The sequence below is a fragment of the Bradyrhizobium sp. TM239 genome, assembly GCF_036247985.1.
Classification (GTDB): domain Bacteria; phylum Pseudomonadota; class Alphaproteobacteria; order Rhizobiales; family Xanthobacteraceae; genus Bradyrhizobium; species Bradyrhizobium ottawaense.
This window is the reverse complement of record NZ_BTIR01000021.1, coordinates 20,859-37,108: the sequence shown is the minus strand read 5'-3', so window position 1 is coordinate 37,108 and position 16,250 is coordinate 20,859. Positions and strand designations below refer to the sequence as shown.

The 16,250-nt window shown below is 65.8% G+C and carries 12 protein-coding genes; 3 read left to right on the top strand and 9 right to left on the bottom strand.

What is annotated here, in order from left to right; genetic code table 11:
- Positions 1 to 45: 45 nt before the first annotated feature.
- The 9 genes from AABA84_RS29065 to hpaR form a co-directional block, all read right to left on the bottom strand.
- Positions 46 to 873, bottom strand: coding sequence for a metal-dependent phosphohydrolase (locus AABA84_RS29065; RefSeq protein ID WP_212251312.1), 828 nt, complete (start codon positions 871 to 873; stop codon positions 46 to 48).
- 215 nt (positions 874 to 1,088) lie between these two features.
- Positions 1,089 to 1,967 carry a transglutaminase family protein gene (locus tag AABA84_RS29060; protein ID WP_212251310.1) on the bottom strand — a complete coding sequence of 293 codons (879 nt, stop codon included), beginning with the start codon at positions 1,965 to 1,967 and terminating at the stop codon, positions 1,089 to 1,091.
- Positions 1,964 to 4,489 (bottom strand): circularly permuted type 2 ATP-grasp protein, encoded by a 2,526-nt coding sequence (locus AABA84_RS29055; RefSeq protein WP_338313871.1) that lies wholly within the window; start codon positions 4,487 to 4,489, stop codon positions 1,964 to 1,966. The genes AABA84_RS29060 and AABA84_RS29055 overlap by 4 nt, the downstream gene beginning before the upstream one ends.
- A gap of 27 nt (positions 4,490 to 4,516) precedes the next feature.
- Complete coding sequence (locus AABA84_RS29050) at positions 4,517 to 7,786, bottom strand: transglutaminase family protein (protein ID WP_338313870.1); 3,270 nt, start codon at positions 7,784 to 7,786, stop codon at positions 4,517 to 4,519.
- Between the two features lie 246 nt (positions 7,787 to 8,032).
- Positions 8,033 to 9,337 (bottom strand): methyl-accepting chemotaxis protein, encoded by a 1,305-nt coding sequence (locus AABA84_RS29045; RefSeq protein ID WP_338313869.1) that lies wholly within the window; start codon positions 9,335 to 9,337, stop codon positions 8,033 to 8,035.
- Entirely contained in the window at positions 9,315 to 9,833 is a 519-nt protein-coding gene (locus AABA84_RS29040) for a PAS domain-containing protein (protein ID WP_212251302.1), read from the bottom strand. The genes AABA84_RS29045 and AABA84_RS29040 overlap by 23 nt, the downstream gene beginning before the upstream one ends.
- A gap of 243 nt (positions 9,834 to 10,076) precedes the next feature.
- Entirely contained in the window at positions 10,077 to 11,600 is a 1,524-nt protein-coding gene (locus tag AABA84_RS29035; RefSeq protein WP_338313868.1) for a UxaA family hydrolase, read from the bottom strand.
- 162 nt (positions 11,601 to 11,762) lie between these two features.
- Positions 11,763 to 12,539, bottom strand: coding sequence for an HpcH/HpaI aldolase family protein (locus tag AABA84_RS29030; protein ID WP_008549964.1), 777 nt, complete (start codon positions 12,537 to 12,539; stop codon positions 11,763 to 11,765).
- Positions 12,540 to 12,804: 265 nt separating this feature from the next.
- On the bottom strand, positions 12,805 to 13,338 hold the full coding sequence (gene hpaR, locus AABA84_RS29025; RefSeq protein WP_212251296.1) for a homoprotocatechuate degradation operon regulator HpaR: 534 nt from the start codon (positions 13,336 to 13,338) through the stop codon (positions 12,805 to 12,807).
- Between the two features lie 110 nt (positions 13,339 to 13,448).
- On the opposite strand from hpaR, the gene hpaH reads away from it, so the two are divergent.
- From hpaH to hpaE, 3 genes are read left to right on the top strand one after another with little or no spacing between them, the layout of a single operon-like run.
- Positions 13,449 to 14,255, top strand: coding sequence for a 2-oxo-hept-4-ene-1,7-dioate hydratase (hpaH, locus tag AABA84_RS29020; RefSeq protein WP_338313867.1), 807 nt, complete (start codon positions 13,449 to 13,451; stop codon positions 14,253 to 14,255).
- Positions 14,256 to 14,284: 29 nt separating this feature from the next.
- Complete coding sequence (locus tag AABA84_RS29015; protein ID WP_338313866.1) at positions 14,285 to 14,683, top strand: 5-carboxymethyl-2-hydroxymuconate Delta-isomerase; 399 nt, start codon at positions 14,285 to 14,287, stop codon at positions 14,681 to 14,683.
- Positions 14,676 to 16,214 carry a 5-carboxymethyl-2-hydroxymuconate semialdehyde dehydrogenase gene (gene hpaE, locus AABA84_RS29010; RefSeq protein ID WP_338313865.1) on the top strand — a complete coding sequence of 513 codons (1,539 nt, stop codon included), beginning with the start codon at positions 14,676 to 14,678 and terminating at the stop codon, positions 16,212 to 16,214. Before AABA84_RS29015 ends, hpaE begins: the two co-directional genes overlap by 8 nt.
- Positions 16,215 to 16,250 lie beyond the last annotated feature (36 nt).

Below are 16,250 nucleotides of genomic sequence, written 5' to 3'. Positions count from 1 at the left end.
ATTTCGCTTCGCTCCATGTGGGCTACAAGAAACGAGGGGCTCGACCTATCTCTGCGGCCCGGACAGCGAGATGTCGCGCTCGGCGCGGAAGACGTTGCTGTAGAGATTGGCGATCCATTGCCGGCCGATCTCGGTCTTGTTGAGGTAGCCGATCTCGGTCTGGATGTGCGGTGCGACGCTGTTCCAATAGAATTGTGGATAGCGGTTCACGATGTCGGCCGGAGAATCGTAGCCGAGCTGGCGATTGATGCCGACCTCCTCGAACTCGTAATAGAGCGCGTTGGCCTTGCGCAGATAGTTGGGATCGCCGAGCTGACCGATGAAATCGGCGGCGCGCAGGATCGAGGCATCGACGTCATACTCATGGCCTTCCTGGGCCGGAAAGCGCGTTCCCTCGATAGCGCGGGCGATGCGTTCAGGATCGAGGCCGGGAATGTGCTGCAGCCGCCGCGAGACATAGAGCTTCGAGCGGTCGACGTGATACATCATCAAGCTGGCGTCCGACGCACCGCGCGGCAATGAGATCTTGGTGTCGGCGGCATCGATGACAAAGCCGTCGATGTCATCCTCCTCGAACAGGCCGCGGACATAGCCGATATCGTGAGCGAGGCAGGCGATCAGGACATGGACGTAGTCCTCAGCCGTCAGATGGGTATGGAGACTTCGGCCACTGAGGATCGAATGGCCCGCGAGCGTCACCAGCATCGTATGTTCGATATTGTGGTAAAGTGCATCGCTGTTACCGATACATTCCATCGCGGTGCGGGTTGCGCTCTCGACCATGCTTGCAGCGGTCTCGCCGTACCGACGCCGCATAAACGTACCCAGCAGCTTCTCCAGAGATTCAGCCGCCAGTCTCGGCAACGTCATCATGGATGCAGCCCCGCGTGTCGGTGGTGTCCCATGTCAGCTCCCGAAGTCTCGTTCTTGTCCTCGACGCAACGACCCAGCATAGCCCATCTTGGGCCGAGTGACCAAACCCCCGGGAACGCGATTACGGAAATATGTTACCGTTGTGCTATGCAAGATCGCGGTTGCGGTGAAGGCGCGGCACATCCGGGCGGCGAGCCCGGCCGACGGGGCCGCTTTTATTCCACCAGCACCACGTCCACGGCGACGCCGAGCTTCTGCTTCGGCGAGCCGACGATGATGCCGTCGACCGGCGAGACGTCGGAAAAGTCGCGCCCGACCGCAAGCACGATATGGTCGTTGCCGATCAAGAGATCGTTGGTCGGGTCGAAATCGACCCAGCCAAGCTCCGCCCCGCACCACAGCGACACCCAGGCATGGGTGGCATCGGCGCCTTGCAGGCGGGCCTGGCCCGGCGGTGGAATGGTGCGCAGGTAGCCGCTGACATAGGCCGCCGGCAGACCGAGCCCGCGCAGCCCTGCGATCATCACATGGGCAAAGTCCTGGCAGACGCCGTGGCGCTTGTCGAAGACCTCGTTCAGCGGCGTCGAGATCACGGTGGCCTTGGGGTCGTAGCGAAACTCGGTGCGGATGCGATGCATGAGATCGACCGCGCCCTCGAGGATGCCCGCGCCCGGCGCAAAGCTCGTCCCCGCATAGGCGCTGACCGGACGCAGCACCGGCACCAGCGGGCTCGCAAAGACATAGCCGACCGGCGAGGACGGCCCGAGGCTGGTCGCCTCGAAGGCGATGTCGCGGATGCTCTCCCAGCCCGGGCTGCCCGCATCGCGCGCCGGCGGCCGGCGCGACACCGCCACGCGCGACCGCGAGTCGATCCGCAAGTTGCGATGGGAGGCCTCGATCACGATGCTCTCGGTCAGCGTGCCGAAGAAATCGCGCCGGACGTTGCGTTCGGCGGGGCGCGGACGAATCTCCACCTTGTGCGAGATCAGCTCCTGCCCGCCGCCGCTCCTGGGCTCCAGCCGCAGCGTGCAGCGGGCGAAGCTGACCGGATTCTCGTATTCGTAGGTGGTGACGTGACGGATGTCGTAGATCACGCCAGCCCCGTCAGCTTTTCCGGCCGGGCGGCATTGGGGCCATGCGGGAAGTAGTGCTGCCCGATCGCCTCGGCGAGGCTGAGCAGATCCTGCTCCAGCGCGAACAGGGTCTTGACCTCGAGCTTCTCGGCCTCCGCGGTCGCCAGCATCGCCTGCATCGCCACGGCAAGGCGCTGCGGCTTCTCGATCAGGCCGTGCTCCTTCAGGCTCGGCAGCGCGGCGATGTGCTCGTTCAGCGTCGTCACCTGGAACGCCACCGAACGCGGATTGTAGCCGTCGAGCACGGCAAGGTCGCGCACCGGCGCCAGGATCGGCGCCAGCAGGTAACGCGAGCGGTAAGTGATCTGGCAATCCACCAGCGTCAGCAGGATGTCGAGATCCTCGTCGCCGGCCTCGTCATAGGCGAACTGGCGCGTGAAGCGCGTGGTGTTGATGGCGCGCTCGGTGCGGCGGCCGATGTCGAGAAAGCGCCAGCCGGCGGCGCGATTCATGTTCTCCTGCGCCAGCCCTGCGAGGCTCGCGAGTTCCTGCAAGGTCAGCTCGGCCGCGCTCAGCACACCGTCGTCGCCCTCGACTTGATAGGCCAGGCGCTCAGCCATTTCGGTGATGACCTGCCAGGCATCGGGCGACAGCCGCTCGCGCAACGAGGTCGCCGTGCGCTGCGCCGCGCGCACCAGCGACAGCGCCGAGCCGAAACGTTCCGCGCTCTGCAACGCTTCGGCGGTGATCCGCCCGGGCGCGGCGCGCGAGGTCTGCGAGATCGCGCCCCAGGCCACCAGCAGGCGCTGGATGCGTTCGCCCGATTGCAGCGAGGCCGCGGTGCCCTTGTTGGGCCCGCTCGGCGAGCCCAAGGCGCGCACCAGCCGCAGCGTCGCCTCGGCGCGTTCGAGATAGCGGCCGAGCCAGAACAGATTGTCGGCGGCGCGGCTCGGCAGCACGCCGGCGATGCGGCGGATGCGGACCTTGTCGGTCGCCGGCAGCAGCGTCGCGGTCGAGACCTGCTTGTCGGAGACCACCCAGACGTCGGCGGCGCGCGCGCCGTCGCCCATCGACACCGCGCGCGCATCCGGCTGCTCGGCGATCCGGCAGAAGCCGCCGGGCATGATGGCCCAGCCCTCTGGCGTCGCCGCAGCGAACACGCGCAGCACGAACGGCCGCGGCGTGATCTGGCCCTGCTCCCACACCGGCATGGTCGACAGCCGCACCACCTCCTGGCCGACATAGTCCATGCCGCGTGCGGCGATGGCGTCGATCAGGCGCTGGCGGTCGCTCGCATCCAGCTCGCTCGCGAGCACCGGTCCGTTGCTGTCGAATCCGGGCACGCCGCGCCGATAGGCGCCTTCGATCGCGACCTCGTCGAGCCGTGCCAGCACCTCCTCGCGCGCGCTGCGCTGGCCGCACCACCAGGTCGCGATATGCGGCATCTTGAGCTCTTCGCCGAGCAGGCGGCGGCTGAGCGCCGGCAGGAAGCCGAGCAGCGCCCGTGCCTCCAGCACGCCCGAGCCCGGCATGTTGGCGACGACGACGCCGTCCTTGCGCAGCACGTCGATCAGGCCGGGCACACCGAGATGCGAGGACGCATCGAGCTCGAGCGGATCGAGCGAATTGGAATCGACCCGGCGAAGCAGCACGTCGAGCCGCTTCAGGCCGGCGACGGTGCGGATGTGGATGCGGTTGTCGCTGACGGCGAGATCGTCGCCCTCGACCAGCAGGAAGCCGAGATAGCGCGCCAGCGTCGCATGCTCGAAATAGGTCTCGCTGAAGCTGCCCGGCGTGAGCACGCCGATCCTGGGCTCGTCGCGGTCGGCGCGCGCACGAAGACTGTCGCGGAACGCCTCGAAGAACGGCGCGACGCGCGGCACGTTCATCGACTTGTAGAGGTCGGACAAGGCGCGCGAGAGCACGAGGCGATTCTCCAGCGCGTAGCCCGCGCCCGACGGCGCCTGGGTGCGGTCGCCGAGCACCCACCAGCGGCCGTCGGGTCCGCGGCCGACATCGGCGGCATAGATCGACAGATAGCGCCCGCCCGGCGGCGGCACGCCGCAGACGGGGCGGAGATATTCGGGACTGCCGGCAATCGCGGCCGCTGGCAGCGCGCCTTCCGCGACCAGCCGGCCCTCGCCATAGATGTCGCGCAGCACGAGCTCGAGCAGCTCGGCGCGCTGGGTGATGCCGGCGCAAAGCTGCTGCCAGTCGGCCTCGTCGATCAGGAGCGGCAGATGGCTGATCGACCATGGCCGGTCGGCGCTGTCGCCGGGCGCTCGGTAGGTGACGCCGGCCTCGCGCAGATGGCGGTCGGCCATGCCGAAGCGACGCTCGATCTCCTCGGGCGCGAGCGCGCCGAAGGCATCGAAGAAGCGGCTCCAGACCGCGCGCGGGGCGCCGTCGGGGCCCAGGAACTCGTCGGGGATATCAGGCAGGCGCCTATAGTCGCGGACCCATTGCGCGAAGCGGCGCTGGCCTTCACGCTGGCCTTGCCCCTTACCCGCCTTGTGGTCCTCTTCCGCCGCGCCCTCGGCCATGCGCCTCTCCCTGCCCCACCATCATACTCATTGCAGGAGCGGGGTCCGCAAGTCGAGGGTCAGCGGAAACTCATTTGTGCGTTCCTCGGGCGGTGGCTGGACCGGCCCCGGCGTATGGCCATGGTCCTGGAATCGCGCCAGCCGCCGCGCCTCGGCCTCGTAGGTGTTGACCGGCTTGGTATCGTAGCTGCGCCCACCGGGATGGGCGACGTGGTAGACGCAGCCGCCGAGCGAGCGGCCGTTCCAGGTGTCAATGAGATCAAAGGTCAGCGGCGCATGCACCGGGATGGTCGGGTGCAGGCCGGAGGCCGGCTGCCAGGCCTTGAAACGGACCCCGGCCACGGCCTCGGCGGAGCGGCCGGTCGAGGTCATCGGCAGGCGGCGGCCGTTGCAGGTGACGATGTGGCGGCCCTCGACAAAACCCTCCGCCTTGACCTGGAGCCGTTCGACCGAGCTATCGACATAGCGCACGGTGCCGCCGGCCGAGCCCTCCTCGCCCAGCACATGCCAGGGTTCCAGCGCCTGGCGCAGCTCCAGCGTCACGCCGCCATGATGGACGCGGCCGAAGGCGGGAAAACGGAATTCGAGCTGCGCCAGGTACCATTCCGGCTCGAACGGGTAGCCGAACTCCTTGAGCTCGCCGAGCACGTCCAGAAAATCCTCCCAGATGAAATGCGGCAGCATGAAGCGGTCGTGCAGCGCCGTGCCCCAGCGCACGAACTTGCCGGCCTGTGGCTCGCGCCACATCTTCGCGATCAGCGCGCGGATCAGGAGCTGCTGCGCCAGCGACATGCGCGGATCGGGCGGCATTTCGAGCGCGCGGAATTCGACGAGGCCGAGACGCCCCGTGGGGCCCTCCGGGGAATAGAGCTTGTCGATGCAGATCTCGGCGCGATGGGTGTTGCCGGTGATGTCGACGAGCAGATGCCGGAACAATCGGTCCACCAGCCACAGCGGCGTCTGGGTGCCCGGCGGCGGCACGTGCGAGAGCGCGATCTCGAGTTCGTAGATGCTGTCGTGGCGGGCTTCGTCGATGCGCGGCGCCTGGCTGGTCGGGCCGATGAACAGGCCGGAGAAGAAATAGGACAGCGAGGGATGCCGCTGCCAGTACAGCACGAGGCTCCGCAGCAGATCGGGCCGGCGCAGGAACGGCGAGTCCTCCGGACTGGAGCCGCCGATCACGACATGATTGCCGCCGCCGGTGCCGGTGTGGCGGCCGTCGACCAGGAAACGGTTGGCGCCGAGACGCACCTTGCCCGCGTCCTCATAGAGGCCAGTGGTGATATCGACCGCCTCGCGCCAGCTCTTCGCTGGCTGGATGTTGATCTCGATGACACCAGGATCGGGCGTCACCTTGATGACCTCGACGCGCGGGTCGAACGGCGGCGGATAGCCTTCGACATGGACCTGGAGCTGCATCTCCTCGGCGGTGGCTTCGAGCGCGGCGACCAGTTCGAGATAATCCTCGATGCGCTCGACCGGCGGCATGAAGGCGCAGAGCACGCCGTCGCGGACCTCGACCGACATCGCGGTGCGGACCGGGACGGACGTGTTGAGCTGCTCGGGCGCGGCCCGCGGCGGCGCTTCAGGGCGCGCTGCGAGGGTGAACACCGGCAGCTTGCCGCGCGCCTCCATCGGGTCCCGCTCGACGATGTAGGGATATTGATTGGGTGGAACGTAGCCGAGCGACCCGATCGGCAGGCGCAGGCCGAGAGGGGAATCGCCAGGCATCAGGAACAGATGATTGCGCCGCAGCTGCCAGCGCTCGCTGCGCCAGCGCGGCGGCGCGTTCCAGCGCTGCACCGGCAGCACGAAGCCGCGCGGCGTATTGAGGCCCTGCTCGAACACGCGCGCCATGCGCGCGCGCTCCTCCGGATTGGCTAATTTGGAGTCGGACGGATCGACGTTGACGGGAAGCTCGGCTTCCTTCTGAAGCCAGAGCGCGGTGTCCTCATAGGCCGGCATGATGTAGCCGGGATCGAGCCCGAGCCGGAGTGCCGCGCCCTCCATGAAGGTCCCGGCATCCTTGACCTCGGCACGACGCGGATTCCCGATCCTGGCGATCAGGTCGGCATTCTTCCAGATCGGCAGCCCGTCCTTGCGCCAGTACAGGCCAAACGCCCAGCGCGGCAGGCTCTCGCCCGGATACCATTTGCCCTGGCCGTAATGCAGAAGGCCGCCGGGCGCGAAGCGCGTGCGCAGGCGGCGGATCAGATCGTCGCCGAGCGCGCGCTTGGTCGGGCCGACCGCCTCCGTGTTCCACTCCGCAGCTTCGAGATCGTCGACCGAGACGAAGGTGGGCTCGCCGCCCATGGTCAGCCGCACGTCATCGGCGGCAAGATCGCCGTCGACCTGCTCGCCGAGATCGTTGAGCCGGGCCCAGGATTCGTCGGAGAACGGCTTGGTGATGCGCGGCGCCTCGCGGATGCGGCGGACGCTCATATCGAAGGCGAACTCGACCTCGGCAAAGCCGGCGCTGCCGGAGATCGGCGCCGCCGAGCGATAATGCGGCGTGGCCGCGACGGGGATGTGGCCCTCGCCCGCGAGCATGCCGGAGGTCGCATCGAAACCGATCCAGCCGGCGCCGGGCAGATAGACCTCGGCCCAGGCGTGCAGGTCGGTGAAGTCGTTCTCCACTTCCGGCGGTCCCTCGATCGGATCGATGTCGGGACGGATCTGGATGAGATAGCCGGAGACGAAACGCGCGGCGAGGCCGAGATGACGGAAGGTCTGGATCAGCAGCCAGGCGGAGTCGCGGCATGATCCGGCGCCGGAGACGAGCGTCTCCTCCGGCGTCTGCACGCCGGGCTCCATCCGGATGATGTAGCGGACCTTCTTCTGAAGCTCCCGGTTCAGATCGACCAGGAAGTTGACCGTGTTCGGAGCGTCCTGCGGGATCGAGTCGAGATATTTCGCGAACAGCCGATCCGGCTTGACGGTCTCCAGATAAGGCGCCAGTTCGGTCTTCAGGTCGTTCGGATAGTCGAACGGAAAACTGTCGGCATAGGGCTCGACGAAGAAGTCGAACGGGTTGACCACGGTCATCTGCGCCGTGAAATCGACCTCGATCTTCAATTCGGTCGTCTTCTCCGGGAAGACATAGCGGGCGATCCAGTTGCCTTGCGGATCCTGCTGCCAGTTCACGAAATGGTTGGATGGCGTGACCTTGAGCGAATAGCTCAGGATCGGCGTGCGCGTATGCGGCGCCGGCCGCAGGCGGATGGTCTGCGGACCGACATCGATCGGGCGATCGTATTTGTAGTGCGTAACGTGGTGTAGTGCGACGTAGATCGACACGGGGTGCGATGCTCCAGCAGCTTTTTTGAGCAGAACACCTGAGGTGGACGCGATCAAGCACTAACAACGGGCAGAGGGTGCCTAGGAAGTATCCGGGCTACCGGACAGTCTCGCAGGGTGGGCAACGGCGCGCTCTTGCGCGCCGTGCCCACGGCTTCTGTTGCGTGGGCACGGCGCAAGTGCGCCTTTGCCCACTCTACGATTTCAAGCCAGCGGAGAGAAGGCACCGTCCTGTCGGCGAAAGCCCTATGCCGCGGACGTCAGCCGCTGCAGGAACTGCGTCACTTCGCGGCGGAGGGTCTCGACCTCGCCGTGGACGCGTTCGGAGGCGCTGTTGACGCGGCTGGCGACGCGCCCCGTGTCGGCAGCGGCTTCGCTGATGCCTGACACGTTGGAGGACACTTGCGAGGTGCCGACTGACGCCTCCTGGACGTTGCGGGCGATCTCGCGGGTCGCGGTGCCCTGCTGCTCGATCGAGGCGGCGATGCTCGCGGTGATGCCGTCGATCTCCGCGATGGTCTGCGCAATCGCCTCGACGGCTGCGACCGAGTTGGTGGTCGATTGCTGCATCTCGCCGACCTTGGCGCTGATCTCCTCGGTCGCCTTGGCGGTCTGGTTGGCGAGGCTCTTGACCTCGGAGGCCACGACGGCGAAGCCGCGGCCGGCCTCGCCTGCCCGCGCCGCCTCGATCGTGGCGTTGAGCGCCAAGAGGTTGGTCTGCTCGGCGATTTCGCTGATCAGCTTGACGACATCGCCGATCCGCAGCGCGGCATCCGCGAGGCTGCGAATCTCGCTGCCGGCACGATTGGCTTCGTCGACGGCGCGCCCGGTGCTCGTGGTCGAGCCGGCCACCTGGCGGCTGATCTCGGCGATCGAGGATGCGAGCTGTTCCGCCGCGCTCGCCACCGTCGCAACGTTGCTCGAGGCCTGATCAGACGCACTGCGCATGCCGGAGGTCTGGCGGTTCGTCGTCTCGGCCGCCGCCGCCATCTGGCCGGCGTCGGATTCGAGATCGGTCGCGGCGCTCATCAGGCTGCCTGCGACCTCGTCGAGATGCGTGCCGAACTGTTTTGCAAGGCCGGCGATCTCGACCACGCGGCGGCCGAGGCTGTCGGTGCCGGCATTGATGACGGTGGCCGAGCGGCGGAACGAGCCGGGCAATCCGCGCGCGAGGATCTTGCGGAAATACTTGCCGCGGCTGGCATAGTCCATCGACGCCGAGGCCTCGCGGACGAAGGCGTCGGCGATGTCGAGCATGTCGTTGACCGACTTCTGGATGGTGCCGATCCGCCCGGCCTGGCGCTCGCTCAGGATCCGCGCTTCGAGATCGCCGCGCGCCGCCTTGCGGCAGACATCGGCGACCTCATCGACGGCCACCGCCGTGCGGTGCTGACACCAGAGCGCGTAGCCGAGCAGCAGGATCGCCGCGCCGAGCGGCGCTGCACTGATGATTCCGGTCCAGCCGAGCAGCGAGAGGACGAACGCGATACCAGCGAGAAGGCACGCGACTGCGGTCGCTCCCTGCGCCTTAGAGAGAGAGCACAAATTCATCGTAACCGACACCGTTTTGCTTGAGCAGACCGACCATCATTTCGAAGCTCGCACGCATGCCGTCCTTGGCATTGGCGTGGCGCGCCTCTTCCGCGCAGAGCGCCTTGTAGATCGGCTTGATTTTCTCGACCGGCGCCGGATCGGGCCTGCGTCGATTGGAATGATAGCCGATGATGTTGCCGTGATCGTCGAGCGTCGGGGTGACATGGGCGAATACCCAATAATGGCTGCCATCTCCCGCGAGATTGACGACGTAGGCGAAGATCTCCTGCTTGGCCTGGAGCGTATCCCACAGCAGCTTGAAGACGCAGCGCGGCATGTCGGGATGGCGGATCAGGCTGTGGGGCGCGCCCATCAGCTGCTTCCAGGGGTATTTCGCCATGCGGAGAAAGACGTCATTGGCGTAGGTGATGCGGCCTTTGAGATCGGTCTTCGATACAATCAGCTCCTCCTCACCGAGGAGATTTTCCACCCCAGTGGGACGTATCGCTTGCATCGGTTCGATCCTTGGAAAGGCCGGCCCACCACGCTGTGGAGCCGCATCGCCCCGTGTCTACGGCAACAATGTTAACCAGATGTAAGCCGGGAACTGTCGCGACGAGGCCTCTGCCTCCGTATCATTACGTAGCGAAGGATTGTTGCATCCCGGACAAGCACACGCGCCGCCGAAATCGTCGCGGGTATCAAGGCTCCCGACCGCTTTTGATTGCTTTTGCGCGAGATAGCTCGCCGAGCGCGATTACATCGTCGCGCCCAGCACCCACGGCGCGAACTCTGCGCCGCCGAAATCAAAACTCTCGCTCTTGGTCGGCTGTCCCGAGGCTGTCTTGAGGATCAGATCGAAGATGCGCTGGCCGCATTGCTCGACGCTCTCCTCGCCTTCGAGGATGGTGCCGCAATTGACGTCCATGTCCTCTTCCATGCGCTTGTACATGGGCGTGTTGGTGGCGAGCTTGATCGAGGGCGCCGGCTTGCAGCCGAACACGCTGCCGCGGCCCGTGGTGAAGCAGACGAGATTGGCGCCGCCCGCGACCTGTCCGGTCGCCGCAACAGGGTCGTAGCCGGGCGTGTCCATGAACACGAACCCCTTCTTGGTGATGGGCTCGGCGTAACGCAGCACCTCGACGAGGTTGGTGGTGCCGGCCTTCGCCATCGCGCCGAGCGATTTTTCAAGAATGGTGGTGAGACCGCCGGCCTTGTTGCCGGGGCTCGGATTGGCGTTCATCTCGGCGCCTTCGCGCGTCGTGTATTCGTCCCACCAGCGCATCAGGTCGACCAGCTTCTCGCCGACCTCGCGGCTGACGGCGCGGCGCGTCAAGAGATGCTCGGCGCCGTAGGTCTCCGGCGTCTCCGACAGGATCACGGTGCCGCCGTGACGCACGATGAGATCGCTGGCCGCACCGAGCGCGGGATTGGCGGACACCCCGGAATAGCCGTCCGAGCCGCCGCATTGCAGCGCGACCGTCAGCTCGCTCACCGGTACGGATTCGCGCGTGACCTTGTTGGCGTCGGCCAGCGCCTCGCGCACGAAGGCAATGCCCGCTTCCACCGTCTTGCGGGTGCCGCCGACCTCCTGGATGTCCATCGCGCGCAGGCGGCCGGCGAGCTTCTGCTCCTCCATGAGACCACCGATCTGGTTCACCTCGCAGCCGAGGCCGAGCACGATCACATGAGAGAAGTTCACGTGCCGCGCATAGCCGCCGAGCGTGCGGCGGAGCAGTGCCAGGGGCTCGTTCTGCGTCATGCCGCAGCCGGTCTTGTGGGTCAGCGCGACCACGCCGTCGACATTGGGAAAGTCGGCCAGCGGATTGTCGCCGGTGAAGGGATTCTTCTTGAAGACGTCGGCGACGAGGCTTGCGACATGCGCGCTGCAATTCACCGAGGTGAGGATGCCGATATAGTTGCGCGTGGCGACGCGGCCGTCCGGGCGACGGATGCCTTCGAAGCTCGCCGGCAGGTCGAAATTCGGCGTCGGCTTGACGTCGGCGCAATAGGCATAGTCCTTGGAGAAATCGCCCATGCCGATGTTCTGCACGTGCACGTGCTGGCCCGGCGCTATCGGAATGGTCGCAAAGCCGATGATCTGGCCGTAGCGGATGACAGGCTCGCCCACAGCGATCGGCTTGATCGCGACCTTGTGGCCGGAGGGGATGCGCTCGACCGTGGTCACGCCGTCGGCGACCAATGTCCCCGGCGGCAGGCTGGCGCGCGCGATCAGCACGCCATCATCGGGATGCAGGCGGATGACGGGGCTGATGGTCATGGATATCTCCTGTATCGAAATGATCGTGCCCCGGACGCAGCGCAGCGTGAAACGATGCGCTGCTGATCCGGGGTCTGGTTGTTACGTCATGCGCTTTGTTCGCGACTGGGTCCCGGCTCTGCGTTGCAGCGCTTTGCGCTGCAACGCGTCCGGAACACGAGATCAAGCCTTGCCGCCCGAGTCCTTGCGGGTGGCATTGACCTGCATCTTGGCGTAGGTCGTCATCAGGCCGACCTCGTTCGACAGCGTCACCAGCTTGAAGCCCATGTTGATGGCGCGCGCTGCGCCTTCGGCGCCGCTGCAATGGATGCCGGGGTTGAGGCCGCGCTTGCCGCATTCCTTGATGATCTTCTCGTAGATCGCGAGGATCTCGGGCTCGCTGCGGTCGAGCTTGGGCTCGAGGCCGTAGGAGAAGCCGAGATCGGACGGGCCGATATAGACGCCGTCGATGCCTTCGACGTCGAGGATCGCCTCCATGTTCTCGACCGCGGTCTTGGTCTCCATCATCGGCAGCAGGATGGTGTCGGCATTCGCGGTCTTCTGGTACGAGCCCGCGGTGCCGTACATGCCGGCGCGGATCGGGCCGTTGGAGCGCACGCCCTGCGGCGGATATTTGGAATAGGAGACGAGGTTCCTGGCTTCCTGCGGCGTGTTGACCATCGGGCAGATCACGCCATAGGCGCCGCCGTCGAGCACCTTGCCGATGATGCCGGGCTCGTTCCAGGGCACGCGGACCATCGGGGTCACCGGATGCTTGTCCATGGCCTGGAAGCATTGCACCATCGACAGATAGTCCTGCACGCCATGCTGCATGTCGACGGTGACGCTGTCGAATCCGCATTGCGCGATCATCTCGGCCGAGAAGCCGGAGGGTATAGCGAGCCACGCGTTGACCACGGCCTTCCCCGACTTCCAGATTTCCTTGACCTTGTTCGCCACGTTGCCTTCCTTCTTTGTTGTTTGGACCGTGTTATTTGGACCGTGTCATTTGGACCGTCGTCACCATGACGAGCGCCGCGACAGCACGACCCGCTGTTAGCGCGAACCGGGCCGCCGCGCTACGCTCGCAATGACGCAACGCCTATGCGGCCGCCTTCTGGCGCCGGGAATCGGCGCCTGATCGACCGCCAGCCTGGACCGCCATTTGCGCGAAAATGCGCATGCATGTCCATGGCTTGGGGCACCCGGACGGGCATATCTGCTGTCACTCCTCGGAACTTGCCTCCTCGGCGCCGCCGAGCTCTGCAAGACTCTGTTCGAGCGCGCCCAGCATATCCTGCAATTCAGCGAGCTTGCGCGCACCGAAGCGCCGCGTGATCTCGGCATAGATCGCCTCCGAGGTCGGCGCCACCGAGGCCATCAGCTTCACGCCCTCTTTCGAAATCGAGACCATGCTGCGGCGCTGGTCCGCCTTGGCCGTCCTGCGCTCGATCAGATGACGCGCCTCGAGATCGCGCAGGATGCGCGACAGGCTCGGTCCCAGCAGGAACGCCGTGCGCGCGAGTTCCGTGACCTCGACAGTCTCGATCGCCGCCAGTGCACGCAGGATGCGCCATTGCTGCTCGGTCAGGCCGTGCTCGCGCAGCGAGGGACGAAACTGCCGCATCACCGCCTCGCGCGCCCGCAGCAGCGACATCGGCAGGGAGCGCGAGAAATCGCGCATCGGCACCTGCCGTGCAGTGGCAGGTCCTGCGGCAGGCGCGCTTCCGTTGGCTGGATCAGCCGGTCTCTTCACCATATGCCCTTTCAAACCGCAAAACGTTTGCAGTGCAGCAAGCCGAAATTGTGTTTGACGCATTCACTTAACATGTTAAGTATCTCCCGGCACCCCAATTTGTAAGATCACAAATGGCGCTTTCCAACGACGATATCCAAGCTTGCGCGAGGCGTCTGCATCAGGCGGAGAAGACCCGCACGCAGATCCGGCAGCTGTCGCAGGATTTCCCCGGCATCACCATCGCCGATGCCTACGCGATTCAGAAGGCCTGGGTCGACGTCAAGATCGCGGAGGGGCGCATCGTCAAGGGGCACAAGATCGGGCTGACCTCGAAGGCGATGCAGAGCGCGCTCGATATCGATGAGCCCGATTCCGGCGTGTTGCTCGACGACATGTTCTTTGCCGATGGCGGGATCATTCCGACCGAGCGCTTCATCGCGACGCGCGTCGAAGCCGAGCTCGCCTTCGTCATGAGCAAACGGCTCGCTGGGCCCGGCTGCACGCTGTTCGACGTGCTCAACGCCACCGACTTCGTGGTGCCGGCACTGGAAATCCTGGACACGCGGATCGAGCGCGTCGATCCCACGACCAAGGCGACGCGAAAGATCTTCGACACCATCGCCGACAATGCGGCGAATGCCGGCATCGTGCTCGGCGGACGGCCGATCCGGCCTTTGGACGCAGATTTGCGCTGGATCGGCGCGCTGTGTTTCAAGAACGGCCAGCTCGAGGAGACTGGCCTTGCCGCCGGCGTGCTCAATCATCCTGCGACGGCGGTTGCGTGGCTTGCGAACAAGATCGCGCCGCTCGGCCTTGCGCTCGAGCCGGGTCAGGTCGTGCTTGCCGGCTCCTTCATCCGTCCGATCGAGACCCGCAAGGGCGACACAATTCAGGCCGACTATGGCGCCTACGGCTCGGTCAGCTGCTACTTCGCCTAGGCGCAAGAAATACAGGGAGTGAAACCGCGATGCCGCATTTCACGATTGAATATTCGGCCAATCTCGATGGCCGCCTCGACATCGCAGCGGTGTGCGAGATCGTGCGCCAAGCGGCAGTCGAGACCGGCATCTTCCCGCTCGGCGGCATCCGCGTGCGCGCGATCAGGTGCGAGCACTATGCGATCGCCGACGCGCGGAACGACTACGGCTTTCTCGACATGGTGCTGCGCATCGGCGAAGGCCGCGACCTTCCCACGTGCCAGAAAGCCGGCGAGCATGTCTTCCAGGCACTGTCCCGACATCTCGATCCCGTCTTCGCCGCCAGCAAGTTCGCTTTGTCGTTCGACATGCAGATCAACGACAAGGACACCAGCTGGAAGCGCAACAACATCCACGACGCCCTGAAAGCGGAATCCGCCCATGGATAAGCCCAGCCCGAAAGCCGATGTATTCCAGGCCAACCGCGACCGCGTCGCGCCGCTGCTGAAGAAGCTGCGTGCCGACGGCATCGGTCACATGATCGACGGCAAGACAGTTGCCTCGATCTCCGGCGAGACGTTCGAGACGAAGTCGCCGGTCGACGGCACGACGCTCGCAAGCGTCGCGCGCGGCACCGCCGAGGACATCGACCGCGCCGCAACGGCCGCTGCGCTTGCCTTCAAGTCCTGGCGCGACATGGGCCCCGCGATGCGGAAGAAGCTGCTGCATCGCGTGGCCGACGCCATCGAGGACAATGCCGAGGACATCGCCGTGCTCGAATGCATCGACACCGGGCAGGCCTATCGCTTCATGGCCAAGGCGGCGATCCGCGCCGCCGAGAATTTCCGCTTCTTCGCCGACAAATGCGCGGAGGCGCGCGACGGCCTCAGCACGCCGAGCGACGAGCACTGGAATATCTCCACCCGCGTGCCGATCGGCCCGGTCGGCGTGATCACGCCGTGGAACACGCCGTTCATGCTCTCGACCTGGAAGATCGCCCCGGCCCTCGCTGCGGGGTGCACCGTCGTGCACAAGCCGGCCGAATGGTCGCCCGTCACGGCCAGCATCTTGTCGAAGCTCGTCAAGGAGGCCGGCGTTCCCGACGGCGTGCTCAACACCGTCCACGGTTTTGGCGAAGAGGCCGGCAAGGCGCTGACCGAGCATCCCGCGATCAAGGCGATCGGCTTCGTCGGCGAAAGCGCGACGGGCTCGGCGATCATGATCCAGGGCGCCCCGACCCTGAAGCGCGTGCATTTCGAGCTCGGCGGCAAGAACCCCGTGATCGTGTTCGACGACGCCGATCTCGACCGCGCGCTCGATGCCGTCGTGTTCATGATCTACTCGCTCAACGGCGAGCGCTGCACGTCATCGAGCCGTCTCCTGGTTCAGGCCGGCATTGCGGACAAGTTCACGGAGAAGCTCACCGCGCGCGTGAAGGCGCTCAAGGTCGGCCATCCCCTCGATCCCTTAACCGAGATCGGGCCGCTGATCCACGAGCGGCATCTGGCAAAGGTCTGCTCCTATTTCGACGTCGCGCGCCAGGACGGTGCTGTGATCGCCGTCGGCGGCAAGGCCCATGACGGCCCGGGCGGCGGACATTATGTCGAGCCCACTCTGGTCACCGGCGCGCACGGCAAGATGCGGGTGGCGCAGGAGGAGGTGTTCGGCCCGTTCCTCACCGTGCTGCGCTTCAAGGACGAAGCAGAAGCCATCGCGATCGCCAACGACATCCGCTATGGCCTGACTGGCTATGTCTGGACCAACGATGTCGGCCGGAGCTTGCGTGTCGCCGACGCGTTGGAGGCCGGCATGATCTGGCTGAACTCGGAGAATGTCCGCCATCTGCCGACACCGTTCGGCGGCATGAAGGCCTCCGGCATCGGCCGCGACGGCGGCGATTACTCGTTCGATTTCTACATGGAAACCAAGCACGTCTCGCTGGCGCGGGGCACGCACAAGATTCAGAAACTGGGAATTTAGGGAAAGGGTCATTCCGGGGCGCGAAGCGAACCCGGA

What these genes read in the sequence shown, in the direction of transcription:
- hpaR (WP_212251296.1), bottom strand. Translation starts at nt 13,338, where the DNA reads ATGGTGAAGAGACCGGCTGATCCAGCCAACGGAAGCGCGCCTGCCGCA.
- hpaE (WP_338313865.1), top strand. Translation starts at nt 14,676, where the DNA reads ATGGATAAGCCCAGCCCGAAAGCCGATGTATTCCAGGCCAACCGCGAC.
- AABA84_RS29065 (WP_212251312.1), bottom strand. Translation starts at nt 873, where the DNA reads ATGATGACGTTGCCGAGACTGGCGGCTGAATCTCTGGAGAAGCTGCTG.
- AABA84_RS29035 (WP_338313868.1), bottom strand. Translation starts at nt 11,600, where the DNA reads ATGACCATCAGCCCCGTCATCCGCCTGCATCCCGATGATGGCGTGCTG.
- AABA84_RS29040 (WP_212251302.1), bottom strand. Translation starts at nt 9,833, where the DNA reads ATGCAAGCGATACGTCCCACTGGGGTGGAAAATCTCCTCGGTGAGGAG.
- hpaH (WP_338313867.1), top strand. Translation starts at nt 13,449, where the DNA reads ATGGCGCTTTCCAACGACGATATCCAAGCTTGCGCGAGGCGTCTGCAT.
- AABA84_RS29055 (WP_338313871.1), bottom strand. Translation starts at nt 4,489, where the DNA reads ATGGCCGAGGGCGCGGCGGAAGAGGACCACAAGGCGGGTAAGGGGCAA.
- AABA84_RS29045 (WP_338313869.1), bottom strand. Translation starts at nt 9,337, where the DNA reads ATGAATTTGTGCTCTCTCTCTAAGGCGCAGGGAGCGACCGCAGTCGCG.
- AABA84_RS29015 (WP_338313866.1), top strand. Translation starts at nt 14,285, where the DNA reads ATGCCGCATTTCACGATTGAATATTCGGCCAATCTCGATGGCCGCCTC.